Genomic DNA, 26,861 nt, shown 5'->3' on the forward strand with positions numbered 1-26,861 from the left:
TAAATCGAGAATATGATAACGCTTACACACCCATTTATTTTAACGTCATTGAAATTTAATTTCAATACATTTTTATCCGGTGAAATTAAATTTTAATCGACAGGATTCGCCCTGGACATATAAAAAGAACACCGCTTCGGGAAGAAACGGTGTTCTGCGAACAAGTGAGCCCCCGGTCTTTCGTATGGATTCCTTCGATTCGGCTAGCGTAAACTGCCGTTTCCAAGGGGCACCTTCCCTGTCGGAAACCGGGCGTTAAACGTATCCAAAGGAACCGGCCGCCCTATCCAATAACCCTGGGTAAAGTCACAGCCCAGCCGGCGGAGCGTATTCAGCTGCTCCTCCGTCTCCACTCCTTCCGCTACGACCCCAAGCCCCAGGCTGTGGGCGAGTGAAATCATGCTCTCCACGAGAGGAGTGGAAGCTCCGGCTTCCTGAACGAACGATTTGTCGATTTTGATGAAGGAGATGGGGAGCTTCTGGAGCAGCGAGAGAGAGGAGTAGCCGGTTCCGAAATCGTCGACAGCGGTTCGGATGCCCATCTCGTTCAGCTTATGAAGCTTGTCTATGCAGGCATCCACGTGCTGGATCGTCATGCTTTCCGTGATCTCGAGGCACAGCCGGGACGGCTCCAGACCGTGCTCCGTCACCACCGAGTGGATCTGCTCCACCAAATACGGCTGGTCGAACTGCAGAGGGGACAAGTTGACCGACACGGTTACCGGGGGCCACCCCTCCGCCTCCCTCTGCTTCATCTCGCGGCATACCCGGTTCAAGACCCACTGGCCGATGGGAAGAATCAGCCCGCTTTCCTCCGCGATCGGGATAAAATTCATCGGAGAAACCATGCCCCGCTTTGGCGAGTTCCATCTTAACAGCGCCTCGGCCCCGCTGATCTCGCCTGTCTGGGTGCTCATCAAGGGCTGGTAATGCACCTCGAACTCTTCCTGCTCGAGCGCCTTGCGAAGCTCCTTCTCGAGCAAATGGCGTTCCTCGGCCTCTACGCTCATCCCCGCGTCGAAGACGACCGCCTGGTTGGTGCCCTGCCCTTTGGCCCGGTACATGGCAATGTCGGCGCTCTTGAGCAGCACGCTGGTATCGCTCCCGTCCCTCGGGTAAAAGCTGATTCCCATGCTGCAGGTAAGATACCACTCCGTTCCCCCGAAAGCGAAAGGCTTGTCCCGAAAAGCATTCAACAAGGCGTTCGCGGTATCCAGGGCTGCTTCCTCTTCCTTCAGCCGGGGAAGCAGGATGACGAATTCGTCTCCCCCGAGCCGGGCGACCGTACCGGCCGGCCCGATCCGGCTTTCCAGAACATGGGCCACATGCTTCAGCAGCTCGTCTCCTGCCCCATGCCCCAGACTGTCGTTGATGATCTTGAAACGGTCCAGGTCGAGCAGCATCAGCGCCATAACCCGGCCTTCGCGCCGGGCCGTCTCGAGCGCGCCGTTCATTTCCTTATGAAAAAGCCCCCGGTTGGGAAGGCCCGTCAGCGTATCGTGGTACGCCAGATGGCGGATTTGCTCCTCCGCCTGCTTTCGTTCCGAGATGTCTTTGATCGAGCCGATCAGCCGTACCGTCCGCCCTCCATCCCCCGCTATCCCGCGCCCGGTGATCGAGACCCACGCATAGCCGCCTTCCTGCTTGCGGATCCGAAACTCCAGGGAGATCGGCTGGTCTTCCCCCATCTGCTCCCACGCCGTCCGGTGGATGCGCGGGAGGTCCTCCCCGTGTATCAGCTTTGCGCAGGACGCAATCGGATGCTCCCGGTCCACCAGTCCGAGCTGGTGAAAGAGCCGACCCGTGAGGAAGACCTGCTGGCGGATCAAATCCACGTCCCACACGCCGTCATTGGACGTAACGGAGACCACCTCCAGGCGCTCGGCCGTTTCCCGATACCTTCTCTCCGACTCGGCGCGCTGGCGTTCGAGCTCCTTCTCCTTCGTCACATCCCGCACAACGTAATACTTGAACACCTCTTCGTCGGCTTCGATATAAGCGGAGTCGACCTTTAAGGTGACGGGCCGGCCGGGCCGGCAGGTGACGGTGACTTCCAGGTTATCCTCCGTTTCCCGGCTTTGGAACGATTGCCGAAGCTTGTCGAGCACCTCTTCCTGCAGGCGGGGAAACAAAGGATCCAACACCTTCTCCCCGTCCGTTCCGCCAAAGCTGTCCGCCATCCTTTTCGCAGCGGGGTTCATCTCGACAATGCCCGCCTGTTCGTTCAGAAGGACGATGGCAAAGGGAGACAGCTGAAAAAGCCTTTCGTATTTCTTCGTTTCAAAGGGAAGAAACTCATGCTTGGCCATGATGAGATGCACCGCGAACGCCCAGCCGATAAAGGAATGGCCGGATAGCTCCACCCCCTCCAGCAGGCCGGGAAAAAGCCTCCCCGCTACGGCTACAGTGAAGCCCCAGACCAGGGTAAAGAAGCTTGCGGCAAGCAGAATCCGGTAATAGCCCTTCTGTTTGTCCCCCGAACGGCGCATGCCGGCGACAATCATGAGAAGCTGAAGAGAGGTGTACAGAATGAGAAAGGAAAGGGCGTAAGGAAAAAGGGGGCCGTACTCCGGCTTTATCCAGATGCCCGTTTTCTTAAGGTCTCTTAGGAAAGCCCCGGAAGACCAATCAATGGCCAGCATGGCCAGCGACGGCCCATAGTACAGCAGAGGGAGAACGGTGCGGGGGACAGGCAGGGACATTTTGCCCAGATAGAGAAAGAACTTCATGCCGACCCCGACGGCGAGAAACAGCGAAGGGATCAGAAAAGTGCGGTACAGCCCTTCCGCCATCTCCTCCGGGGAGACGGCCGCGAGAAACAAAGTGAGGAAAAACACGCAGAAGCATAGCACAAAAAACGCACCGGTCCGGTTAACCCGTCCCTGGCGGTTTCGGGTGTAAATTTCCGAAGCAATGTACAGCAGAAAGAACGAAGGAAGAAGATACAGCAGAAAGGCAATGGCCACAGGCTGGTCAACCATGATGAATAATCTCCTTGTCAGTCGGTTAAGTAAGCGTTCAGAGAAGGTATTCGACAGATTTCTTCCTTTTCCTACCTGCTGGCCGAATGTGATAAACTAAGCGAAAACGAAGGAGGCGGTTAACCGATGCTTCACCGCTGCGGCTGGGTCAACACAGACCCGCTGTACATCCGTTACCATGATGAAGAATGGGGGGTCCCGGTAAGGGACAGCCGGAAGCTGTTCGAGCTACTCTGTCTCGAGGGAGCGCAGGCCGGATTAAGCTGGTATACCATTCTGAAGAAGCGGGAGGCTTACCGCGTGGCCTTCGACGGCTTCGACCCCGGGACGGTGAGCCGCTACGGGGAGGAGAAGCTCGAGGAGCTTCAGAACAACCCGGGAATCGTGCGCAACCGCCTCAAGATCCGGTCCGTGGTCCGCAACGCTCAAGCTTATCTCGCCCTCGAGAAGGAGGAAGGCCCCTTCTCCGATTGGATCTGGGCGTTTACCGGGGGAGTTCCCCTCGTCAATCACTGGACGACCCAAGGGGACGTTCCCGGCCGGACGGAGCTGTCCGACCGCCTCAGCAAGGCGCTGCAGAAGCGCGGCTTCTCCTTCGTCGGCTCTACCATCTGCTATTCCTTCCTGCAGGCCGCCGGCTTGATCGACGATCATGTGGAGACGTGTTTTAAGCGGACGGGCCTGATTGAGGAATAAAGCCCCCTGCCCCCCGTCCTTCCCGGCACCTTTTCTGGGCGAATGCATAGAATGGAGCAACCCATATGCTTCGGAGGTGCTTCCCCCATGAATCCAACCGCTTACGGACAGCCGCAGGTGCTGTATCAAGCCGACCCGGCCGTTACCCAAACGCTGAAATCTAAACGAGACCAAATGTACTCCCTCGGCCAAAGCTGCATGAACCGCCATATCCGCGTCCAGACGATCGACGGTCAGGTGTACGAAGGAACCGTCGCCGGAATCGACGGCGGCCACCTGTACCTGGAGGTGCCGACTCCCGGTGCCCGGTCGCTCTATTACAACAACGTCATCCTGCCGCTCGTGCTGTATGAGCTGCTCGTCATCACGCTGCTGCTGCTCTAAGGCATACCGCGTAATGGCCTAACCCGGGGCAGAGCCTTTCCGGGAGGGGCCTTGCCCCCTTTATTCAAGCGGCCAGGCCCCGAGAAGAATTCCGGCGGCCAAGAAGGTCGCTTTTTCCCATTGACGGAGTAAAGTCCTATAGACTAAAGTGGTAAAGGATCATTATACATAAGATGGGAACGTGTCATGAACAGCAAAACCTTAGTCATCTGCCTTTATCTGCTTCTAATCTATTGGCTTTCCGTCCACTATGGGACGCTGCATTGGTTCTTCTACCCCTCTCTCGGCGCCTTTTCCTTTCTCCTTATGCACCGGACGTTCCACTTGCGGGAGCTGGGAAAGGTCGTGGCGGGAGCGGTCCTGGTGTCCACGATCAGCTCGGTAACCTATCATCTCTCGTCCGGGCTGCTCTGCTTTCTCGGCACTTCGCTCTTGACCGTGTGGCTGATGACCCGGCTGAAATGGAACGCTCCGCCCATTCTCGCCCTCTCGCTCGTTCCGTTCTTCGCCCATCCGGATACAGTCTGGTCCTTTCCCGTGGCCGTGGCCGTCACCTTGCTCGGGCTGATGCTGGCTATCGCAGCCGCCTTGTGGCTGGAGGCCTGGAGCGTATCGCTGGTCCGGCTCATGGCCGGGAAGGCCTGGTTCGCTCCGAGCGAGGAGGGCCCGGCCACCCCGCGCCTGAAGCAGGACGGGCTGTAGCCGGGGTCATCCGCCGGCCGGCTGGAGCAGCGGGCTTTCTCCGCTTAAGCCGGATGCCGCCGCACCGGTATAATGGCAAAAGCGCCTTCCCGTTCGTTACGGGAAGGCGCTTATTGTCGTGGTCCCGGCAGGCGGGATCGGCTATAGGCTAGCGGAGCGGCGCTGTTCCGGGGGAACGGCTTCCGGTGGGAACGGCGGAAGCCCGGTAACGCAGGCAGGCCTCGATCCACCGTTCGACGATGCCCGGGTTCGAAGGGAAGTAGAGGTGCGTGTAGCCTGCGGCGAGGCTGCCCTTTACGAAACCCTCCTGCTTCGAGCCGAAGAGACCCTCCGTTTCATAGGCCGGGGGCAGGTCCGTTTCGTCCGGCCGCTCATGCACGGAATAATGAAACTCGTGCCCTTTGGCCTCCTCGCCGGGCGGCAGCAGAAAGTTCCCTTCCCGGCCGCGTACGGTCCGGTACCCGAGCGCGGCCAGCTTCGTCTGCATGCGGACTCGGCCCGGCAGCAGACCGGCCATCGCATGCTCGCGCCCTTCCGTATCGGCCAGGCTCTCCGTCAGGTACATGAAGCCGCCGCATTCGGCCAGGGCGGGCATGCCGGATTCGACGGCCCTCCGGATGGAGGCGGCCGCCTCCGCATGCTCGGAGAGCGGCCCGGCGAACTCCTCCGGAAACCCGCCGCCCAGGTACAGCCCGTCCGCTCCTTCCGGTACCGGCTCTCCCGCAAGCGGCGAAAAATACACGCACTCCGCTCCGTAATGCTCAAGGAGCTCCAGGTTCTCCGGGTAGTAGAAGGAGAACGAGGCGTCCTTCGCCACGGCGATGCGGACGCGGGGCTCCTGCGGCTCGCCGCGGAACAGGACGGGTTCCGCCTGCACCGGGGCTCCTTCGGACAGCCGGACCAGGAGCTCCATGTCCAGGTGGGCTTCCGCCAGCGAGCCGAGGCGGCCGAACAGCTCGTCGCAGTCGCCCCGCTCGATCGACGGAATAAGCCCGAGCTGCCGCTCGGGGATCGAGACGGCGTCCTCGCGGCGCAAATACCCGGCTACGGGGATGCCGCATTCTTGCTCGACGGCCTCCCGGACCATCCGGTAATGGCCAATGCTACCGACGCGGTTCGCGATGACGGCGGCCACGCGAAGGCCTTCCGCGAAGGTTTGAAAGCCTTTAACAATGGCAGCCGCGCTGCGGGCCATCGCCGAGCAGTCGACCACCAGCAGCACCGGGGCGTCAAGGAGCATGGCAATTTCCGCCGTGCTGCCCTGGTTCGAGCGCGGATTCTTCCCGTCGAACAGGCCCATGACGCCCTCGATCACGGAAATATCCGCCCCGCGGCTGCCCCGTATGTAGATTTCCTTCACCGCCTCCGGGCCGGTCATCCAGCTGTCCAGGTTGCGGGAAGGCCGACCGGTCAAGGCCGTATGATAAGTCGGGTCGATGTAATCCGGGCCGCACTTGAAGCCCTGCACCTCGTACCCCCGGTTTTTCAGTGCGGCCATCAGGCCCAAGGTGACCGTGGTCTTGCCCGAACCGCTGCTGGGCGCCGCCACCACCAGACGCCGGCTCCCTCCGCCCGCATCCGGTCCCGCTTCGTCCCGGTCGGTTTCCTCGTTGCTGCGGGCTCTCCGGCCGTTCCACTCCCTACTCTCCGTCATATCGGCTCTCCTCCCTTCATTGGTCCGTACAGCTCCGGATGAAGCACGGTGGCCAGCTTCTTCAGCCCGTCCAGCAGCCGGGGGGAAGGCCGGCAGAAGAGCGCCTCCTCCATTACATGAATCCGGTCCCGGCGTACCGCTTCCAGGGCATCCCAGCCGGGCCTTGCCCGCACCGTATCCGGCTTGACCAGCTTCGGCCGGATGCCTACCCAGGCGAGCGCGATATGATCGGGCTGCCGCTCCGCAACCTCCTCCCACGTCGAGCGGACGCTCGGCTCGGGCCGGTCGGCGAACAGGTTGCGCCCCCCGGCCAGCTCCGTCAGCTCGGTGAGCCAGTTGCCCCCGCCCGGTGTGAAGACGGGCTTCGCCCACCATTCCCAATAAACGCTCGGCCGGGACTCCGCCCGGCGGCTGATCTCCCGGTACCGGCGGATGGTCTCCGTGAAGGCCTCGTGGGCCCGGCCCGCGGCCTCCTGGCGTCCCGTCGCTTCCCCCAAGGTAAGCAGATTATCCGCCACATCGTCGAGCTTATTGGGGCTCAGCACGAGATGGGGCAGCCCCCTTTCGACCAGCCTCTCGACGTTCTTCTCCATGCCGGGAACCGTCAGCGAAGCGACGACAAGGTCCGGCTTCAGCGCCTCCACCCGGTCCATGTCAATATCCAGGTCGGGTCCGAGCTTGGGAAGCTCCCGGACGCCTTCCGGCCAATCCGAATAATTGTCCGTGCCGACGAGCAGCTTCTCCAGGCCCAGGAAGGCCAGCGCTTCGGTGTTGCTCGGGCACAGCGATACAATGCGCATGTCAGGCTCCTTTCCGTGTAAGTAACTCACACTGGTTTATAACAATGCAATCTATTTTCGATTACGGAAGTCCTCAACGATACCGTTGCGGAAGAGCTCTGACTCTTCCGCGAGCCGCATCGCTTCCTCCGCTAAGCCGAGCAGATGAACGGCCACGTGAGACCGCTCCATGAGAGTCTGCGGGACGGAAGCTTCATCGTCCAGCACCAAAAGCTGATTCGTAAGCTTAGGCACCATCATCCCGCACCGGATCCCGGCCGATGCCAGGAAGCCTATCCGCGGGTACCTCGGATCGCCCTTCCAGCCCGCCTGCTCCAGTCCAAGCGTGTACTGCTCCGAGAGCCGGCTGGCGAACGCTTCTTTATCCTCGAGCGCTCCCAAACCATGATTCAAGCTCAGGCCATAGAAACGCCCAAGCTCCTCCCCGACTCCCGCGATTCCCGCATTGGACCAGTCTATCATAATCAACTCTCCGCTTCTTCCCCTAAATAGATTCGGCTTCCAGGCGTCATTATGTGTAAATACTTTTGGCAGGAGACTTAGCACATGCAGCAGCTCCGGACGGAATCTCCTGAAATTGGCGTAGCGCTCATACATATCCGCCGGAAATATCGTCTTCAGCCGGGGATGGTTCCAGGTGCTCCTCTCAAGGGCGGAGCCGTTATCGAACCTGTCGCACTCCCTAATCCAGGAGGCAAGGAAGCCCCGGCACAGCGAAGGCTCATCCGGAAGAGGCTGTCGACTACCATAGGCCCCGTTGAACCTTCCTAGCAAGCAGGCCGTTTCCAGATAGCGCTCCTCCGTCCAGGACTCTTCTTCCGTATTCGCCACGTCTTCCATCCAAATCCACCACGTTCCGTCCTGTTCCTCCTCTACTCCATAGCACACAGGGGCCCGAACTGGTTGGGGAAGACGGTCCAACAGGCCTGACCGGTATAGCTCCGGCTCCCGCCTCCAGCAGCAGTAGTGGGTCCAGCTGTCCGTCTCCTCCGACGGAAGGATATGCTTGCCTACCAGGGACCAGGCGAAATGGTTTCCCCCAACGGATGCAGTCCCTCTTAAGCGGTAAAGTCCACCCGTCACCCTGTTTGAGGCCATCCAGTTTAACCGTTCCCAGCTCCATTCGCCAAGGACGGCAGAATTCTGATCGGCTTGCACCCGCACGAGACGCTGGATACGAGCGGATGGAATATTCGGACTATCTATAACTGCCACAAGCTTTCCCCCTTCTGCTTCCTCTCATTTTTTCTATATAAGACCGGATCAAACTCCTTAGGCTCAGGACACCTTTACCGGCAAAAAAAAGCCCGCAGGCAGTCCCGCAGGCTTCGTCATGGTTATTAGCCGCATGAAAGATTAAGGTCGTTACGCCCGGACAAGGCCGGGCTTGTACGTCATCCACATGAAGGGCTCTCAAAAGCGGCATTATCCCATGACTAATGCGCTTAGGCGTCTTGTCGGCAAAAGGGTCAGGGTTACATCGCGCTGCGGGTCAAGACCAAGTGCAGCCGGCGTCTTCTGACTTCCGTCTCAAGCATGTCGATAAACTCTTCGTCCAGCTCCAGTTCAATCGCTTTTCGATAGGCTTCAATCAGATTGGCGTCATTCAGCAAGCCCATGAGCATCACCCTCCTTGCTTGCTACTCTATCATAATTTGGAAATAAGAACAATTGTTCCCTTATCCACAGGCTTTTGTGGAAAACCTGTTGATAGGCTGTTGGTAACGGGGATAAGTCCATCTTTTATGCGTGTGTATAATGTGGGCAACGTTATCCACAAAGCTAATAGGTCCACAGAAGCCCAAAAAATATTTTTTTGGCGCGTTGATAGAATGAGAGAAGAGGCGAAACGATGTTCGCCCCTTCTCCCGCCATTGCCCCGTTTCAGCCTTTCCCCCGCTTAGCCGGCGTATCCCTTCGGTTGATCCGTCGCGGACCACCGGTTCTCCGGAGCCGCCTTCTTGTCCAGCCATCCCCCCAAGCGATGGAATCGGCCGGCCGGCCTTTCCCTTTCCCCGGGGCGGCAGTAAACGTAATAATCGATTTCGTTCAAATATTCCGCGAACCGAATGGCGGCATAGATTAAAGCCAGCGTGGAACCCAGGGCAAATCCCAAACCATACCCCCGATACCCTAAGGGCAGAAACAGGAGAGACAAGCCCGCATTGCAGCCGAAGAAGACCATGATACTTCGCAAGGCCCCCTGGCGGTCATCGAAATACAGCATCAATTGCATGATCACAAGCAGCATGGCGTTCGCGAAGGCACCCACGACCGTAAACCGGAACAGGGACACGAAGACGCCGTTCACATTCATAAGCGTGGTGAGGAACCCGGCGGTTCCGATAATGGCCAGGGACACCAAGCCCTGGTTGCGGAGCAGCTTGCCGAGCTCCTTCTTTAGAACATCGTATAGGCCGTCCCTTGCCTGCTCGACTTGCTCCAGCGTCCCCCCGTTGTTCACCTGGCCGAAAAACTGCCGGTAGCTCTGGTAGAACCGCGTCTCCACTGAAATAAGGAAGGAGACGAGCGTAGGAATAATCGTCAGGTATGCCCAGAACATGGCGCTGTCGTTCGCCGTATGGAAACGAAAGGTGGAAGCAACCGTAAAGGACCCCTCTCCGTACCAGATTACCCAGTTGCACACCCAGATGCTGGCATTGTACAGGAAACCAATGGCGGCCAGCGTTGGATACTTGTCGAAGTAGGCCAGGAAAGCAAACTGTCCCTCCGTCCCGCGCTCCGGGAAGGTCCGGACCAAGGTCTGAAAGAGGAAGACCAGGGTCACCGCCATGCCGGCTGTGAAGCCGGCCAGCTGGTTCAAGGCGGGCCCGTGTTCCGTTGACGGAAACAAAGCGTACCGGGTAAAAAGAAAGGCAAGGACGGCCCCGGTTCCCGTACCGGCAACAAATGCATAGGCGACCGCCTGGTAGAACTTGGCGGCTGTCAGGAATACCATCAGAAGCCAGATCAGGTTTACGGTGAGGAACAAGGCCAGCAGCACCGCTTTATACAGAAGTGGCAGCGGGGAGAACAGGCAGAAGACCGTGCCGATCAGTAGAGCGGCCGAGCCGACCAGCTTGGAGCTCCCGAGAAAAGCGGCGAAAACCTCCTTATCTCTCTTCTCGTAGAGCAGGTCGGCCAAATAGCGGGTCAGGACCAGCTGAACGAGCCCGTGCAGCATGAGAGAGAAGATAAAGCTGTAGGAGACGCTCAGCAGGAACAGCTCCTTCTCCGCATAAGGCACCGGATGATACGCCTGCAGCATCCACCCGATGACCGCTATCGATAACACCATGCTAAGCCAGGGCCCTGCCGTAATAAAACCGGCATAGCCGTAAGCTTTTACACGGGATGAAAAGGTTTCTTTCTCATATAGGGACTTCAGGTGAAATCCGATTCCGGCCATATTCTTCTCCCCTTCGTTCATATAAAGCCTCATACTGCCCGATCACGTCCGCGGTCAAATAATAGGCCTGTACCCGGCGTCGGCCGTTCTCGCCAAGCTTCCGGCCTTCCTCCCGGTTGTAATGAAACCAGATGCATTTCTCGGCAAGCTTGGACGGATTGACCGGCGGGACGACGAAGCCGGCCGGACCGAACGGATCCCCTTCCGTACCTTCTATAAGCTCCGAGCAGGAGCCGACGTCCGTCACCACATGCGGAATTCCGGCCGCCATACCCTCGAGCACCGACAGCGGCTGCCCTTCGGAAATGCTGCTCAGCACAAGCAGATCGAACCGCGGCAAATACTCCAGAATCTTGACATTGCCGGTAAACTGCACCTGCCCTTCCAGCTCAAGCGTACGGATAAGAAACCGGCATTCCTCATAATAGGCTTCATCCTCCTCCGTCGGCCCCATGACGGTAAGCCGGAAGGGAATGCCTTGGTCCTTGATCATTTTGGCCGCATACAGCAGGGTCTTGATGTCCTTGATGGGCACCACGCGGGCAATGATGCCGATGGCCAGGGTGTCTCCCCCTCCCTGCGGCCGGAGGCCGGCATACTTCTCGAACGGGATGCCGTTCGGAATAACCTTCAGCTTCTCTTCGGGAGCTCCCGCCTCCAGCTGGTAGCGGGAATTGCGGCCGAACAGGGTGATCACGTCGTCCGCTTGCCGGTAAGCCTGTTTCGAAAGCTGGTGAAAGAAGCGGATCCACCGCTGCTTGTAAGGAACCGGTACCCAAGCCGCCTGCAGAATCTCCTCTTCCCTCTCGCGGGAGTAAATCCCGTGCTCGGTCAGCAAGAAAGGAATCCCCTGCCGCTGCTTGATGAGAGCAGCCAGAAGACCGGCGTATCCGGTGGACACGGCGTGGATAAGATCCAGAGAAGGAAGCGGATTCTGCGCCAGGGCGATCAGCGGGGTGTACATCGACTGCCACATCCAGAAATAATCGAGAAAGGAGGACGACGGGTTCTCCTTGCGGTAAGCGTCCTTCACTATTCTCCAGTACGCCCGGCTTTCAAAAAAACCTTTCGGACCGCCCATCTTCTCCCGGCTTCCGATGAGCTTAAGAGCCTCTCCATCCGTTTCCTCCAGCATAAGCCAGGACCGGACCGCGCTTTCTTCCTCCGGGGTAAGCCGGGTCTCTCCGGAAGGAATCTTCTCTTTGTCTGTCTCCAGAATAAGGTCCGTGATTCCCGTCACATTGGCCGGAAGCTCATACTTGCGGTCAGCCGGCGTGCGCGGCCCCGACGAAATGGAAATAAGATGAAAGTCATGCTGGGGCATGCTTTCCAGAATCATGTGAATCCAGCTCGAAACGCCGCCTCTTACATAAGGGTAGCTGCCTTCGGCAATGATGCCTATTTTCATGGGTTATTCATCCTTTATAATCGTAAGCTCCGCCTGGGGCTTCGAAAGTTTGACGAGGTAGAGGCCCTTCGCTTCCTTCATGGGGCTGACCTCCACCCCGCTCACAGAGGCGGTGGCGAGCTTCTTCCCGGCCTCTACCCGCACGGTGAATACGGAAGGAGAGACGAGGTTTCGCCCGGTCAGGCTAATGCGGTCCTCGGTATAACGGACGTTCAGCTCCGCCTTCTGGTAGGCGATCAGCTTCTCCCGCATGCTGCTTGCCCGAAGCGGCTCCAGATAAGGAAACACTTCGTTCGTATGCCGGAACATGCCTTCGAAGCCCGCCTTCATGTCTTCCCAGCCGCTGCCCACGATCCGCTTCGGATCCAGCAGGTCGTCAGGGTGGATAAAATGCTGGAAAACGCCCATGGTGGCCACGGCATCGGCTTGATAAAACTGCGTTTCCTGATTGAAGCGGTAGCCGCTTGATATCCGAGGCATGTGATAGAGCCCCGGAATGTCGGCATCAAAGCCGAATTCCTGAACGAAATCCCCTTTGTCGGCGGAACCGTTATAGACAGCTGCGATATTGTTGATTTCCGGGAGAGCTCTATGGAGAGCCTGCAGGCCGGTGCGGCTCAGAATATTGGAAGGGGGCACATAGCTGCGGTACACCGCGTTCGGGTAGAAATGGGTAAACGCGGTCTTCATCCTGGCAAGTCCCGCTTCCATAAGCGCCCCGCTGTTCCACGGCTCGTACCCGAGCTCCGGATTCACCGCCTCCCCTTCCTTCACCAGAGGCTGGTGGTTGTACCCGTGCAGGCCCAGCTCTCCTCCCATGGCCAGCAGCTCGCGTCCGTAGTACAGATACGCTTCTTCATCCTGGGAAATCAGGGCTCCGGCGTCGAGGGAATCGTCGCTTCGGTACGTGCCGATCATGTAGCCCGTATAAATCAGGTTATATCGCTCGGCATACGTCTTCATATCGGCCCACCATACTTTTTTGTAGAAATCGGCGACACTCATCCCATATTGCCCGGTAATGATGTCCGCATTCCCTCCCGGAACGGGAGCGGGAAAATCATCGATATGCACGCTCTTGACGGCGGCCTGGCCGGTAACGAAGGAAGGCGAGGCCAGACCGACCGAATGAAGAAGCAAACCCCTCAGCAGCTTGCTTCCCAAGCTGGAGGCGTTCCAGTAAACCACTCTTCCTTTGCCGTAGTCGTACGTCCACAGCATGGGATGGCTCTCCGCCGAGAGGTACACCTTAGCCTCAGGCTCCAGGGTCACGTCCAGCATGCTGTTGGAGAGCAGCCCCGCTTCCTTGTCCACGTCGGGATAGCCGGGGAACAGGGCCTGGTTCACCTTCATGCCGAAGACTTCCTCCGGATAGAATCCCCGATTCTCCCGGACCCCGGCAAGGGGCTCCCAGCCAGTGCCGTCCAACCGCATGCCCACCACCAGCCGCCCTCCCTGCCTAACATAAGCCTGCAGCTCCGCGAGCGGATACTGTTTGGCGGATTCTCCGGTCAGGACCAGAATATGGTAGGGATTCGGAGACAAAGAAGGAATGTCCCGGGAAGCGATCGACTCGTGCTTAACCTTGGCATAGTCCAAGGCATATTGAAGGTTGCCCTGCAGCTTCTTCTCACTATCGTTCATGCCTTCCGTTATGTATACGACCAGCTCTTCCCCTTGCTTCGGAGGAGCAGCCGCGGCCATGACCGCAACGGGCTGCGTGCCGGCCTCTGCCGGCGTGATGAGCCGGTAGAGCTTCTCCACCCGGAAGAATTGAAGACCGGCAATAAAGAGAAGCAGAAAGCCTCCGGAAATCCATATCCACTTGCGCAGCGAGGTTATCATTGAATACCACACACTCCTTTGAGCTGCCGGATAACGGGACTCCAAGGCTCCGGAATCTGTTCGGCGGGGATATGCTTGTCGATCAGCCCCAAGTAGTGCCGGACCGTTTTCCAATCCAGACCCTCATAAGCCGTCCGCAGCATCCCGACATAGCCTCCTTGGAACGAGGGAAACCGGGAACAGGCTTCGAGGAACACCGCCCTTGCTTCGCCCAACTGTCCCAGCTCCAAGTATTGGCTGCCCAGCTGCTCATAATAGAGGGCCGTTTCGGGATAGTGTTCCCGCGCCTTCTTCAGGAAGGTGACATAGTCCTTGCGGACAAGACTCTGCATATCCTTGTTCAGAAGCCCGCTCGCCAAGTAGTCCCGGTAGAGGCGGTCCAGCTCCTTGAAGGCTTCCCGGCCTCCCGATTCGGTGAGCCCGGAGGCTTCCTGAATACGGTCGGCATACTGATCCTTAAGCACATTAAGAGTAGTGGCCGCATAATGCACCACCTCCGGATCATCATGTTCCAGCGCGGCATGAAGATATTTCCCCTTCCGGGACACTCTCTTATCCAGGAGGCCGATGATCAGCTCTTTCTTGTGCTCGTTGTCCTCCCCCTCCAGCTCATCGATCAGAGGCATCAGCCGGTAATCTTCCGAAGCCATCGCCCGGATTTCTTTAATCTCGTGAAGAAGGCCGTCTTCCGCTGCCTCCTCAAGAATGGCCGGCTCCTCCGCAACGGATGGGACCACCCTGGCTGTTTTCGGCGTCAGAAGCCGCCCCCCGGCAAAGAGAAGCTCGGCCAGCACGGGCAGGAACAGCGACACGCCGCCCATCCAGACCAGGACTCCCCGTTCCTCCGGCCGGGCCGACTTCAACAGGCGGCGGCCGACGCCGAACACCAGCAGGCCGTGCAGCAGATAGAAGATTAGGATACCCACGTGAACCCTCCTGTCTGCTCGTCCAGCAGAGCTTCCATCCGCTTCAGAAACAGCTGGGCATAGCCTTCCTCCGTGGAAGGGAGCAGGAAATGCAGGCGGTTATCCGTCCGGTCGTATCCCAGAATATCCACCTGCCGCATGCCGGAGCGCAGAAGGGCTTCCCACTCGGTCAGCGGCCTTTGCGGCATGTCCTGTAAACTTAAGGTACAGAGGGCAAAAGGCTGATTCAGCTCCTGCTGGCGCTTTTTCTCCAACTCCACGCGGTCTTGGAAAGACTTCATGGTATGGATAGAGGTATGAGGGTACATCAGCATAGGCATCCTCTCCCCGTAATGAACATGGGCCCTATCCACGCAGCTTGAGATCAGCTCCAGCATCATGCCCAGCATGCGGAGGTTCGCTTCCGTCAACCTTTGAAGAGGAAGCTTATGAATGACCAGAAGCTCGGTAACGGCTCCGCGGCGCATCAGCGTTCCTCCCATGACCGGATCAGCCTCGTGATCTTCCGGCTGCCGGATTTGCACCCCTGCATTCCCCATCAACCTTTGGAGAAAGGGGGATTTCTCGACCATTAAGGTAGGAGCAAGCTTCCCGTGACCGATTCCGGTCTTGAGCCTCAAGGTTTGCCCCCCTTTGTCCACATGGTACAGGCCAAACACTTCAAATTCGAACAGGGAGGCCAGCACTTTGACCGCTCCGGTAAACACGTTCTCCGGGTCCTTCTCGTCCAAGGTTTGAACGATTTTCAGCATGCTGGCCATGCTCTGCTCCGACTCCAGAACCTTCTCCTCCAGCACCTTACGGGACTCCACCAGCAGCTCCACGGTTTGCATAAGCTCGACTTGGGAGGCGGCGAGCTTCTCGCTCCGGCTGTACTGCTCTTCGTACTTCTCTTTGTAGCCGGAGCTGAACATTCCGGGGACGACGCCCATCAGCATCAGAAACAGAAGCTGCTTCGCTCTTGCAAAATCAAACAGCATCAAATAAAGATCTTCCCCGCGGAAGCTGGCCGCCGCCAGTACGTAGGCCAAGGCAGCAAACGAGACCGCAAGCCCCGTCCGCCAGCCGTACCGGATTCCGAACAAAAGGGTGATAATCAACAACGGACTGGGCTGGCCCTCCGAAAAGGTATACCCCGACCATTTGTCCAGAAACACAACCAACATAAAAGCGATCGCCATTTCGAAGCTGATGACCTTTGGCTTGAATTGACCTTTCAACAAGTTCACTCCTCTGGATAGTCTAATAGTCACAATTCCAAATCCATCCAACGTGTCATTACCCCAACGATTTGTTAACGAAACCCAAAAAGTAGGACTTTTTTCCTGCAAGCCCTTACACTCGTTTATTCGCCCTCTTTTTCTTCATAGGTCATATTGGTTATTTTTCAGGTATTTTTTTACATTTTTAGGTATTTAGTCATAAATGATTGATTAGGTAGGCAAAAAGTCGCTATCCAGGTATAATCCAAAAAGGGAAACCAAAATAACCCAACAGGAGGAACCTACATACCATGTTGTTCGGCACCATGAAGAAATTATCCGTCGCCCTGTTCGCTTTCCTTGTCGCCTTCTCCTTATCGGGCTTCACCGCACCACCGGCTCAAGCTTCCGGCCGCTCCGCTCTCGAGGGAATCACCTCCTATAAAATTTTCTACGGCACCCCGACCCGGAACGTACTGGACCAAATGAAGAACTATCAGATGGTCATCGTCGAGCCGCTTAACTATACCAAGGAGCAAATCACCCAGATCCGTAAAAACGGGACCAAGGTAATGGGCTATATCAACTCCATGGAAGTCGACAAGTGGAATAAGGCCTTTCTATCCAAAATGAGGGAAAGTGACTTTGCGCACCGCGGCGGAGAACGGGTTTATTTCGAGGAATGGGACTCGTACCTGACCAATATCGCGTCTTCGCATTACCAGCAGCTGCTTATCGACGAAATTCGGATGCAGATTACGGATAAGGGTCTCGACGGCGTCTTCTTCGATACCGTCGGAGACATCGACGATCAATATTATGACCGCCCGGCCCAGATGGCCGCCCAGCAGCAGGCCATGGCCGATTTCTTCCGGGAAGTCAAAAAGCAGAATCCCGCTCTCCCCCTTATCCAGAACTGGGGAATCGGAACCCTGCTTGATTACACCGCGCCCTATGTGGACGGCTTCATGTGGGAAAGCTTCGATTACGGCACGATCCAAAAGGATGACTGGGCCCAAGAGCAGATCCAGGCGCTGAAGGCTCTCCAGAAGCGGTACCCGATCACCGTGTTCACCGTTTCCTTCACCTCCAAAGCGAAGAGCACCAGCTATTCCCGGTCCCTGGGACTCGTTCCCTATCATGCCGCCAAAGAATACGTACGCTGGTAGTAGAGAAAAAAGGCAGGCCCACGGGCTTGCCTTTTTTCATGACCGGCAGTTTAACCGGAGGGAATGAGATTGGCAGCCCGTTCCCTCTAGACGGGACTCTTTTCCCGCTCCTTCCGGTAAGCGAGCCGGTAATAGGCGCACGTTTCCTCCAGCCCCTCCGAAAGGGTGTACCGGGGGGTCCACTCCAAAGCCTCCAGCGCCCGGGTATTGTCGAGCCGGCTGTGAACGATGTCCCCTTCCCTCGCTTCGCGGTAGCTTGGCTCGGCCTGCGTCCCGAGAATGCCGCCCATCAGCTGAAGCAGCTCGTTCACACTGGTCTGCTCGTTGCGGCTGATGTTGAACAACCCCCCGCTTCCACGGGTGAGAGCTTGCCGGTTAGCCGTTACCAGATCCCGGACATAGATGAAATCCCGGGTTTGCTCCCCATCCCCGTAAATCAGAGGCTGTTCGCCGGACAGCAGCTTGTCCAGGAAGATCGACACCACGCCGCCTTCCCCTTTCGGATCCTGGCGGATTCCGTATACATTGGCATAGCGGAGAATCGTGTAATCGAGCCCATGCAGCCGGGAGAACGCTTCTATGTAATGCTCGGGCGTATGCTTGGATATTCCGTAGAACGAAAGGGGCTTGACGGAATGGCGCTCGTCCACTCCCAGGTATTCCGGCGTTCCGTAAGCGGCCGCGGAAGAAGCGTAAATGATTTTGCGCGCCCCATGCTTTACGCACTGCTCCAGAAGGTGGATCGTGCCCAGGATATTAACCTTCGCGTCGAACATCGGCTGCTTAAGCGAGGTCTGGACGTCGATTTGAGCCGCATGATGATAAACCACCTCCGGCCGGAAGCTTTCAAAGACCCGGGAAAGCCCCTCATCTAGAATGTCCATCTCGTAAACTTCGGCCTTCGGGTTAACATTTTCCCTTTTGCCGGTCGAGAAATTATCCAGCACCGCTACGCGGTGGCCTTCTTCCAGCAAAGCGTCGGTCAGATGGGAAGCGATGAAGCCCGCTCCGCCCGTAATCAAAATATTCATATAGCCCTCCTGTGTCCTTTTTCTGGTTAAGCGAATAAGCTTAGTTCAATTCGTTATAGACGGAGTCCTTGTTATAAAACCGGTGAAAGGAAGCCGGCGTCGGCTGGGACGGGGCTTCGTCCGGCTTGGACGATACGACATACAAGCTAAGGCCCGATCGGCGTATCGCCTCATAATTCACCCGCGACCATTCATCGCGCTTGACAGAGGACCAGCTGAAATTCTCCCACATGATGCCGTCCAGATACTCCTGTGAAGTCGTCAAGGCGGTCTGGAAGCCCCAGTTCTGGATCAGCTTCAGCCCGGGGAATTCGTTCCGGATCTGCTCTAGAAGCTTCCAGTATCCTTCACGCATGCCCGCTTTATCCTCCTCGTTCCAAGGGAAATCATCGATGTCCCCCACGGTATCGATCAGGACGCCGTCCAGCCCTTTGCCGATAATTTCCTCCCGGAGGGTGTCCATAAGAAACTCCCGGTAGCTGTTCTTCCGGAGATCCATGATCCACGAATTCCATTCGGGGTTCTTCTGCTTTTTCCCGTCGTCCTGGTAGTACCATTCTTCCTTGAGCCTGCGGAAATCGGGGCTGTTCTCGTTCTGCTCCACAAAGGAGACGTAGCCGTACAGAACGGTTCCCGCCCGGCGGAGCTCCTGCAGGCCCTCCTTCGAAAAGTGCCGGGGCTCGATCACAGCCAAGGAATACCCGGAGAGCCGGCTTACTGCCTGATCGTCCCCCGGCCCGTAGTAGATGATATAGTCGGACGCCCCCTTTTGTGTGCTACAGCCCATCATCGCCAGCACCGCCAATATCCATGTGATCGCAATCCTTTTCTTACGCATGCGTTTGGTTCCCCGCTATTTTCGCGTAGTCATAGTAAGCGTGCCAAGGAAGATTTCCTTCCTTTTCCAAGGCCGCCCTTTGTACTTAACCCATTTTGGGCCTTCTGCACCATTTCTCGGCCGCAAAAATATAGGCCTTAAGATACCCGGCTGAAACGTTACAGAGGGAGAGGATAATCAATGAAAAAAGCGCCCCTCTCACGGAGCGCTTGATTCCCAAGCGGGCCTATTTCCCGCCGAGATACCGGTCTTGGATGACTTGAAGATGATGGGCTTCATGACCCGCTATGATGTAAGCAAAAGCCCTCGCCGTCACCTTCTCGCCGTTTGCCTCGATCTGCCGGGTCCAGGCGGCTTCGGGGAGTCCCTCCAAGAGACACAGGGTAGCCTGCCGGACGGCGGCATAGTCCTCCGCAACCGCCAATAGAGGCTGATCCCCGAACGAGGCATTCGTGACGAACCGGTCCTGGTCGAACCCCGGAAGGGGAGCGGTCTCCCCGCGGGCCGCGCACAGCAAGCGGAAGCTCATGACCCGCTCGGTGTCGGCCAGATGGCCGATAGCCTCCTTCAAGCTCCACTTGTCCGGCTCGTACCGGTACTCCGCCTGCTCGGAGGACAGCTCCGCCAGAAGCAGGGCCGTTTCCTCGCCTTGAGCCCGCAAAATGTCCGTGATGTCTCCATCCGGCACAAGCTTGACGTACTTTCCGAAATAGTCTCCGTATTCGCCCGCTCCGGGCCTCTGGTTAGCTGGCATGGTTCCCCATTCCCTTCCTTGTGGTGTGGCTGGTTCCTTCTCTTTCCATCATAAGGCAAGAACCTCTCATCAGCTACCTAAACTTGTCTTTCTCTAAGCCAACCGCCCACGCTTCCGTCCGAGACCCAAAAAACCCCCGGATCTCGACGATCCGGGGGTTTGGTCATATGCGCAACCTCAGCTGGCTCCCTTGCCCTTCGATTGACCGCTCGGCGGGGTCCCGCCGAATTCGGCGTTATAGTTGGGCAGCGATTCCTTGTTCAGAAACTCCTGATCGAGGAATTTCGCCAGGTACCGTTTGCCGAACAGGTTGTCGTACTGCAGATCGCGGAACTGGTTCACCTGAGCTTGCAGCGTCTCCGGCACGTTCTTGTGCAGGTTGCCCTGCCCGTCGATTACCAGGTTGCGCAGAAGTCCCGGGAATTGCTTCGAGAACTCCAGGTTGTAGCGAAACGGAGCCGGGGCTTCCATGCCCATCAGATCGAGCATATTGGCTCCCAGGAACGCGTCGCTCAGTGCGGGGTACTGCTTCGTCGGAAGGTTCACGTTCGACCAGACGACGAACGGAACGCTGTGCATTTTGCGGTTCTCCTCATCGGTCCACTGCTCGGTGTTCGACGTCGGGATGAAGCCGCCCTGCTTGTATACGTCATAGTCCATGCCGAGCATCGGCAGGTGGTCGCCGTAGAATACGATCACCGTCGGCTCATCGGACTGCTGGAAATGATCGATGAGCATTTTCAGGCTCTGGTCCGCATCCCGGGCTCCATGGGTGTAGTTCTCGAGAATCTGCTTGGCGTCTGGCGTCAAGTTGCCCTGGGCTTTGATCGGGTTGCCGCCCGGGTACCGGTCGCCATCATAGCCGCCGTGATTCTGCATCGTCACCGCGTAGATGAACATGGAGCGGTCGGTGCTGTCCACTTCCTTGATAATATTGCGGGATACCTCCGCATCGGAAATGAACGGTCCGGCATACTCAGGGTTATCGAAATGCTCCTTACTCTTGAAGGTTTCAAAGCCGAGCTGCTTGTATACGTTGTTGCGGTTCCAGAACCAGCCGTCGTACGAGTGAATCCCCATGCTCTTGTACCCTTGGGAATCAAAATAGCTCGCAAGGCTTGGCGTCGGCTTGTTTACATACTGCTCGTACGGAACCGAGCCAGCCGGAAGGAAGCTCATCGAGTTGCCGGTCAGCACCTCGAACTCCACGTTGCTTGTGCCTCCCCCGAACTGCGGGGAAAGCAGATACCCGGAGGTCGATTCCTTCTGCAGCTGGTGGATCGTCGGAACCGGATCCTCGCTGTAGGTGACGCCCGGCAGCAGGGTCGGGTCCCAGAACGCTTCGTTCATGATGAAGATAACATTGGGCTTCTTGCCGCCGAACGGATCAGCCGGAGCCGCGGCGGCTTTGGCCTCCGCCTTCGTCCCGGTAATCTGGCTGGCCAGATCGGCGATCGTCGACTCCCCATAGTTGTCTGGCTTCGGCACGATCGAATTCTTCACATTCATGGTGAAGGCAAGCGCCGTCCCATTGTTGCCGTAATTCTCCTGCTGGTTCCAGGGAATCTCGTTCACCCCGGCCCGGTTGATCATGTTTCCCGCCCACGGGGAACGGAGCCCGAAGGAATACAGGGAGAACAGGGACAGGGCGACAAGGGCAAGCCGTCCCGCAATCGGCACCCGGAAGCGGGGCAGCTTAAGACGGAGCAGGAACAGCCCGGCCACCACCGCGAACACGACGGCGAGCCGCTTAAGGGCTTCCTTGCCGGTGACCAGAGGGATGATGTTCCCTCCCTCTTTATTAAGCAGAATATCCCAAGGGAAGAAGGGCTCCCCGATTAATTTCGTTTTGAAAAAGCTGATAAGAGCAAAAATACTCATTAACAGAGTCGTCACCGCCGCCGAAGGCAGCAGGGAACCGATCAATCCGTAGAAGAAAGCAAAAACAAATAAAGTCAGCAGCGCGTTCAATTCGTAAAGCTTGGGATTAGCGTAAACCCAGCTCCAGGTTTCGTGCACGGAGCCTCTCTGTATGAGCTCAATCCCGAATACGAGAAGCAGGGGCAAGAGAAGCAAAGCTCCCGCCATAAATCCGTATTTAGCCCCGAAGGACCAGGAATCGCGTTTGTCCCATGGCTTTCGCCGCTTGAAGTAGCGCATGAAGTGTAATGGCCGCATGGCTCGCGAACCTCTCCTTTCCGATTATCTCTCCTCCGCCATATTTCGCTTATTGTAAGGATGCAAGATTAAGAAAACATTAATTTTCCCTGGTAAATGGTGGAGGAAGCCGTTCTCTATAAAAGTATATGGACATAAAAAACCCCTTTGAAAAAGCAAAAAGCACTCCCGCGCCGGGTCGTGCCTCACCCCATAAGTATACCATAATCGGCACCTTTTCGCAAAAAACCGCGCCAGTCCAGGACTGTCAATGCTTTTCCCTTCCCGTCTGCTCCGCCTTGGGCCGGCCTTTTCCGCCTCCCTTCCGTTCGTTTCTTTCCCGTATGGAAACGTCCTTCTCTGCTTTCTTTTGTGAAGCTTATGTAAATCTTGCCCCTCTCTCTTAAAGACACCTTAACAAGCCGATTTGTTACACTTCGTATCATTCTGATTTTCGGCGCCTGCGGAAGGCGGTTATGGCCAGGGCAAGCAAGGCTCCGATCAGGCCGAGCCCCATATCCTTCTGGGTGTCAAAAGGATCCCCCTGAAGCCCCAGATACAGCGCTCCGAGCTTGGAGGGGACGAGAGACGCGGCAAGCATTTCGATGATTTCAAAAACGGCGCTTCCCGTCATCATGACGGCAGCCGGAAGCGCATAGGAGGCAAAGCCCCGGAGACCGAGAAGGCGGACGAGCAGCTCCCGCGCCGGGTAGGCGAGGAGAAAGCCGAACGAGAAGTGAACAAGCCGGTCGTAGTAGCTGCGTTGGGTGGAGAACATAGCCTTCACCCAATGGTCGAAGGGCGTCTGCTGGTAGGAATAATGAGCCCCTATCGTATGGAGGCAGAGGAACAGGGCGATGAGGACGTAAGACAGCCGGCTCCAGCGGAACCGCCGGTAGGTCAAGGCCATGACGGCTAGGAACAGCACGAGGAGAATATTCTCGAGAAGCCAATCCTGCCGGTTGACCGGTTTAATCGCAAGCCACGCCCAGAAGGCGGCATACCCGATAAGAAGAACGAGGAGCACCCCGTTCCGGCGGAGGGGCACCTCGGTCCCGGGGAAGATCTCCCCTTCAGGAGAACGGTTAATAGAAGGGTTCCGGGTGGATTCATGCGGCATGGGCTCTTCGCTCCTTGATCTTTCTATTCTTATTGGGTAGTATGAACCGGATGATGGGGAAGAATGCGTTTTTACCGTTAAAGGAAAAAGGAGAGAAGAAACCCATGGGCCGTTATCAAGTCGTTCAAACCGTAGATTGTTATCCTGTCTGGGAGCTGGTGGAGGAGGCCACCCGCTCGGTCGTCCGGATCTGCCCGGAACGGGGCGGCATCGTAACCGGATTTCGGTCGAAGGGGCGGGAGCTGCTGTATCTGGACCGGCAAACGTACGAAGACCCCGAGGCGAACATTCGGGGAGGGATTCCGGTACTGTTCCCGATCTGCGGCCAGCTGCCCGACGGGCGTTACGAATGGGACGGGGAAAGTTTTACGATGCCCAATCACGGAGTGGCCCGGAACCGGCCGTGGGAGGTTGCCGGTACGGAAACCGAGGGACATGCCGCGATTACGCTGAAGCTCACGAGCGATGCCGGGACGCTGGAGTCGTATCCTTTTGATTTTGAGCTGCGGTTTACTTACCTTCTGAAGGACGGCGGGCTCACCATTCGGCAGGAGTACGGAAACCGCTCGGAAGCAAGCCTGCCGGTCTACGCCGGGTTCCATCCGTACTTTGCCTCCGACCGGAAGGAGCTGGCCTACGCCTCGGATGCTTCCTCTGTTCTCGATCTTAATGACGGGAGGGAGAAGCCCTTCCACGGCTCGGTTGACCTTACCGGCCGGAAGGAGGCGGTGTTCCTGCTCGGGACGAAGCAGCGGGAGATTGCCTTTCAGCCGGCGGAAGGGTACGGAATCCGGATGTCCTACGGCGGGGAATTCCGCTATATCGTCCTGTGGTCGGTGCCGGACAAGCCTTTTGTCTGTGTGGAGCCTTGGATGGCGAAGACAAATGAAATGAATCTCAAAGAGGAGCTCGTGATGATTCCGGCCGGGGAAACGCTCGTGACCGAGCTGGCCATTTCCTGCGGGCCGGCCTGACCGCCGCCGGTACAAACGCCGTGTACACGGGCGGAGCATTCCCATACAATACCCTATAACGGATTTTGAAGGGGGATGCGAAATGACTGCCCGTTTCCACGGGAAATACCGCAACGCGCGGCATCCCAAGGTTTCTGTTATCATTCCGGTCAAGAACGAGGTCCGGACCCTGAGGCGCGTCATCCACCAGGCCTACCAGGTGCATCCGCATACCGAGGTCGTCGTGGTTGCGAATGGCTCGACGGACGGGTCCAAGCAGCTGGCCCGAAGAATGGGTGCGCGCGTCTACAGCTACGGGCATTCGCTCGGGCTCGATGTGGGCCGCAGCATCGGCGCACGCAAGGCAAGAGGCCGGATTTTGCTGTTTACCGACGGGGACATCATTATCCCGGCCTATCAGCTTAGAAAGCTCGTGAGGGCTGTCGACAACGGGGTCGATGTCGCCTTGAACCGCTATTCCGGCCGGCCTGTACACAAGATCCCGCTGGTTAAGCATGCCCTTAACCTGCTCATCTCCCGCCCTGACTTAAAGGGAGCCTCGCTAACGACGATTCCGCATGCGCTCAGCCGAAAAGCTGTCCGCAGGATCGGCACCCGGAAGCTGGCCGTGCCTCCGAAGGCCCACGCCGTGGCCGCCGCGTCCGGCCTCAGGATGAAGGCGGTCGAATTCATCGAGGTGGGCCGAACCAACCCGAAGAAGAGCCATCACCAGAACCGCCAGCGCATCGAATCCTTGATCATCGGCGACCACCTGGAGGCGCTTGGCGCATATATCCGCCGCAAGGGCCAAAGGGGCCGGCACACGGACATGGGCCGCCGGCGGGGCTACGCCCGGTAGGGTGAGACCAGGGGCAGCAGGCTGGGCTGCGATCGAGTGACGAAAGGGCCGCGCTCGCGATCGAACGAGCGGCCCGCTTTGGCAGGAACGGCCCGCCCGGCCAAGAAGAGAGCGCCGGCTCGCTTCCGGCTGCGCGCCAGTGATCATCGGGCCCTCTTAGGAAGGCGCTGATGGCCTTTCGCCGCAGTGCGGGCAGCCCGGCCTTGCTCCATACCAAAAAAGGCAGACCCTGCGAGGTCTGCCTTTTTGGCGTTAGCCGCTGCTTATTTGACGATCATCACCGGACAGCGAGCCTGCTGGATGACGGCATGGCTCACGCTGCCAAGCAGAAGCTCCTTGACGAGCCCGTTGCCCCGGGAGCCCATGACGATCAGTCCGCATTCCTCTTCGCGGGCAAGCCGCAGGATAATCTCCGCCGGGTCGCCGTTCCGGGCGAGAGAGCGGTACGGGATGCCGGCATCCTTCAGGGCAGCCACGGCCGGCTCCAGAATGCGGCGTCCCTCCTCCTCCACCGCTTCCTCCAGATTGACGCCGATTGGCGGCTCGTTCATGGCAAAGCTCGGGTTCACGTGAAGAACCACAAGCTCGGGCGGGACCGGAAGCGAACGGGCCAGCGATACGGCGTGAGCAAGGGCACGGGCGGAGGATTCGGATCCGTCCACCGGCACAAGAAGCTTTTCGTACATAGGAATCTCCTCCTTAATGGGCATCGGCGGCGTCGATTCCGCTCAGATGTCTTCTTCTTGCGATCAGGACGACAACGCCGATCAGCACCATGAACGCCCCCATATAGAAGGGCGACTCCGCCCGGTACCACTCCGACAGCTTCCCCGCTAGCCACGGGGAGATGGCTCCGCCCACGAACCGGACAAAGCTGTAAGCCGCGGAAGCGACGGAACGCTCGACCGGCGCCGCCTGCATGACGGCGGTGGTGATCAGCGTATTGTTGATGCCGAGGAAGATGCCCGCGGCAATGACGGCGATGATGACCGTCTTCGGCGAATGCTGGATCGTACCGGCGGCCATCACCAGCAGGTCGACAGCGAATAAGATGAGCATGGCGCAGATGGACCGCACGGAACCGAACCGGCGCTGCAGCCTCGGCGCCACGAAGACCGACGTAATGGCGAGCATCATGCCCCAGCCGAAGAACACGTAGCCCAATCCGTGCTCATTAAGCTCCATTACATAGGGAGAGTAGGCGAGCAGCGTGAAGAAGCCGTAGTTATACAAGAGCGCCGTGATCGCCAAGGTCATCAGCGCCGGATAGCCGAGGGCCTTGAACGGATCGGCGAGCGAGCTGCGGTTCTTCGGCTTGGGGGTCTTGGGCAGCAGGAAGACAATCGAGATGAAGGCAATCGCCATCAGTACGCTGACCCCGAAGAACGGCCCCCGCCACGAGATCGAGCCGAGCTCCCCGCCGAGCAGCGGACCGACCGAGATGCCGAGTCCGAGCGCCGCTTCGTACAGAATGATCGCCCGGGCGGTCCCGGAGGTCGACAAGCCCACGATGGCGGACAAGGCGGTGGCGATAAACAAGGCGTTGCCGAGTCCCCAGCCGCCGCGGTACCCGACGATTCCTTCAATGCTGCCGGCGGCACCGCCGAGAGCCGAGAAGAGCACGATGAGCAGAATTCCGCTCAACAAAGTCCATTTGACGCCGATCCGGCTCGAGACTACCCCGGTAATGAGCATCGCTATCCCGGTTACGAGGTTATAGCTTGTAAAAAGCAGCGAGACCTGGCTCTTGCTGGCATGAAGCTTCTCCGCAATGGCTGGAAGGATGGGGTCGACCAGCCCCAGTCCCATAAAGGAAATAACACAAGCAAAAGCAACGGCCCAAACCGCCTTCGGCTGGTCAAAAAAACCGCCCCGCCGCGGGAGCCCGTCAGACCCTGCTGAATAAGATTTCATAGATGACATCCTCCACTTCCGTATAAGTCGCACGTCCGGGATGTGATGATTGGCTGATA

General features: G+C 57.9%; 23 protein-coding genes. 6 read left to right on the plus strand and 17 right to left on the minus strand.

What is annotated here, in order from left to right; all coding sequences use genetic code 11:
- Window positions 1-203: 203 nt before the first annotated feature.
- Window positions 204-2,981 carry a sensor domain-containing protein gene (locus MJA45_RS25520; RefSeq protein WP_315604711.1) on the minus strand — a complete coding sequence of 926 codons (2,778 nt, stop codon included), beginning with the start codon at window positions 2,979-2,981 and terminating at the stop codon, window positions 204-206.
- 126 nt (window positions 2,982-3,107) lie between these two features.
- Between MJA45_RS25520 and MJA45_RS25525 the strand changes: the two genes are divergently transcribed.
- From MJA45_RS25525 to MJA45_RS25535, 3 genes are all read left to right on the plus strand, one after another.
- Window positions 3,108-3,677 (plus strand): DNA-3-methyladenine glycosylase I, encoded by a 570-nt coding sequence (locus MJA45_RS25525; protein WP_315604712.1) that lies wholly within the window; start codon window positions 3,108-3,110, stop codon window positions 3,675-3,677.
- A gap of 87 nt (window positions 3,678-3,764) precedes the next feature.
- Window positions 3,765-4,061, plus strand: coding sequence for an acetyl-CoA acetyltransferase (locus MJA45_RS25530; protein WP_315604713.1), 297 nt, complete (start codon window positions 3,765-3,767; stop codon window positions 4,059-4,061).
- A gap of 186 nt (window positions 4,062-4,247) precedes the next feature.
- Window positions 4,248-4,763 (plus strand): HPP family protein, encoded by a 516-nt coding sequence (locus tag MJA45_RS25535; RefSeq protein ID WP_315604714.1) that lies wholly within the window; start codon window positions 4,248-4,250, stop codon window positions 4,761-4,763.
- 148 nt (window positions 4,764-4,911) lie between these two features.
- Here MJA45_RS25535 and MJA45_RS25540 read toward each other — a convergent pair whose 3' ends face one another.
- The 9 genes from MJA45_RS25540 to MJA45_RS25580 form a co-directional block, all read right to left on the minus strand.
- Window positions 4,912-6,417 carry a cobyrinic acid a,c-diamide synthase CobB gene (locus MJA45_RS25540; protein WP_315604715.1) on the minus strand — a complete coding sequence of 502 codons (1,506 nt, stop codon included), beginning with the start codon at window positions 6,415-6,417 and terminating at the stop codon, window positions 4,912-4,914.
- The gene (locus MJA45_RS25545; RefSeq protein WP_315604716.1) at window positions 6,414-7,217 is read right to left on the minus strand and encodes a cobalamin-binding protein; all 804 of its coding nucleotides are present in this window, start codon (window positions 7,215-7,217) and stop codon (window positions 6,414-6,416) included. Before MJA45_RS25545 ends, MJA45_RS25540 begins: the two co-directional genes overlap by 4 nt.
- 51 nt (window positions 7,218-7,268) lie before the next feature.
- Entirely contained in the window at window positions 7,269-8,432 is a 1,164-nt protein-coding gene (locus tag MJA45_RS25550) for a phosphotransferase (RefSeq protein WP_315604717.1), read from the minus strand.
- A 260-nt stretch (window positions 8,433-8,692) separates the two neighbouring features.
- Window positions 8,693-8,836, minus strand: coding sequence for a sporulation histidine kinase inhibitor Sda (sda, locus tag MJA45_RS25555; RefSeq protein ID WP_315604718.1), 144 nt, complete (start codon window positions 8,834-8,836; stop codon window positions 8,693-8,695).
- A gap of 281 nt (window positions 8,837-9,117) precedes the next feature.
- A complete protein-coding gene (pelG, locus tag MJA45_RS25560) occupies window positions 9,118-10,647 on the minus strand; it encodes an exopolysaccharide Pel transporter PelG (RefSeq protein ID WP_315604719.1) in 1,530 nt (509 codons plus the stop codon).
- A complete protein-coding gene (pelF, locus tag MJA45_RS25565; protein ID WP_315604720.1) occupies window positions 10,589-12,034 on the minus strand; it encodes a GT4 family glycosyltransferase PelF in 1,446 nt (481 codons plus the stop codon). Before pelF ends, pelG begins: the two co-directional genes overlap by 59 nt.
- Window positions 12,035-12,037: 3 nt before the next feature.
- Window positions 12,038-13,879, minus strand: coding sequence for a DUF2194 domain-containing protein (locus MJA45_RS25570; RefSeq protein WP_315604721.1), 1,842 nt, complete (start codon window positions 13,877-13,879; stop codon window positions 12,038-12,040).
- Window positions 13,876-14,805, minus strand: coding sequence for a tetratricopeptide repeat protein (locus MJA45_RS25575; protein WP_315604722.1), 930 nt, complete (start codon window positions 14,803-14,805; stop codon window positions 13,876-13,878). Before MJA45_RS25575 ends, MJA45_RS25570 begins: the two co-directional genes overlap by 4 nt.
- A complete protein-coding gene (locus MJA45_RS25580) occupies window positions 14,793-16,025 on the minus strand; it encodes a GAF domain-containing protein (protein WP_315604723.1) in 1,233 nt (410 codons plus the stop codon). Before MJA45_RS25580 ends, MJA45_RS25575 begins: the two co-directional genes overlap by 13 nt.
- Before the next feature lie 308 nt (window positions 16,026-16,333).
- On the opposite strand from MJA45_RS25580, the gene MJA45_RS25585 reads away from it, so the two are divergent.
- Window positions 16,334-17,176: a glycoside hydrolase family 191 protein gene (locus tag MJA45_RS25585; protein WP_315604724.1), complete on the plus strand. Its 843-nt coding sequence runs from the start codon at window positions 16,334-16,336 to the stop codon at window positions 17,174-17,176.
- An 86-nt stretch (window positions 17,177-17,262) separates the two neighbouring features.
- Here MJA45_RS25585 and MJA45_RS25590 read toward each other — a convergent pair whose 3' ends face one another.
- The 5 genes from MJA45_RS25590 to MJA45_RS25610 all read right to left on the minus strand — a co-directional run bounded on the left by MJA45_RS25590 (window position 17,263) and on the right by MJA45_RS25610 (window position 23,076).
- Entirely contained in the window at window positions 17,263-18,207 is a 945-nt protein-coding gene (locus MJA45_RS25590) for an NAD-dependent epimerase/dehydratase family protein (RefSeq protein ID WP_315604725.1), read from the minus strand.
- 40 nt (window positions 18,208-18,247) lie between these two features.
- Window positions 18,248-19,045: a putative glycoside hydrolase gene (locus MJA45_RS25595; protein WP_315604726.1), complete on the minus strand. Its 798-nt coding sequence runs from the start codon at window positions 19,043-19,045 to the stop codon at window positions 18,248-18,250.
- Window positions 19,046-19,271: 226 nt separating this feature from the next.
- Entirely contained in the window at window positions 19,272-19,799 is a 528-nt protein-coding gene (locus tag MJA45_RS25600; protein WP_315604727.1) for a DinB family protein, read from the minus strand.
- Between the two features lie 177 nt (window positions 19,800-19,976).
- A complete protein-coding gene (locus tag MJA45_RS25605; RefSeq protein ID WP_315604728.1) occupies window positions 19,977-21,959 on the minus strand; it encodes an LTA synthase family protein in 1,983 nt (660 codons plus the stop codon).
- Between the two features lie 439 nt (window positions 21,960-22,398).
- Entirely contained in the window at window positions 22,399-23,076 is a 678-nt protein-coding gene (locus MJA45_RS25610) for a DUF2238 domain-containing protein (RefSeq protein ID WP_315604729.1), read from the minus strand.
- Between the two features lie 104 nt (window positions 23,077-23,180).
- Here MJA45_RS25610 and MJA45_RS25615 point away from each other — a divergent pair, with 104 nt between their 5' ends.
- On the plus strand, window positions 23,181-24,050 hold the full coding sequence (locus MJA45_RS25615) for an aldose epimerase family protein (RefSeq protein WP_315604730.1): 870 nt from the start codon (window positions 23,181-23,183) through the stop codon (window positions 24,048-24,050).
- 82 nt (window positions 24,051-24,132) lie between these two features.
- Complete coding sequence (locus tag MJA45_RS25620; protein WP_315604731.1) at window positions 24,133-24,888, plus strand: glycosyltransferase family 2 protein; 756 nt, start codon at window positions 24,133-24,135, stop codon at window positions 24,886-24,888.
- A gap of 263 nt (window positions 24,889-25,151) precedes the next feature.
- Here MJA45_RS25620 and MJA45_RS25625 read toward each other — a convergent pair whose 3' ends face one another.
- Together MJA45_RS25625 and MJA45_RS25630 are read right to left on the minus strand one after the other, a co-directional pair.
- The gene (locus MJA45_RS25625; RefSeq protein ID WP_315604732.1) at window positions 25,152-25,574 is read right to left on the minus strand and encodes a universal stress protein; all 423 of its coding nucleotides are present in this window, start codon (window positions 25,572-25,574) and stop codon (window positions 25,152-25,154) included.
- 13 nt (window positions 25,575-25,587) lie between these two features.
- Window positions 25,588-26,802: an MFS transporter gene (locus MJA45_RS25630; protein WP_315604733.1), complete on the minus strand. Its 1,215-nt coding sequence runs from the start codon at window positions 26,800-26,802 to the stop codon at window positions 25,588-25,590.
- Window positions 26,803-26,861 lie beyond the last annotated feature (59 nt).

The organism is Paenibacillus aurantius, assembly GCF_032268605.1.
Classification (GTDB): domain Bacteria; phylum Bacillota; class Bacilli; order Paenibacillales; family NBRC-103111; genus Paenibacillus_AO; species Paenibacillus_AO aurantius.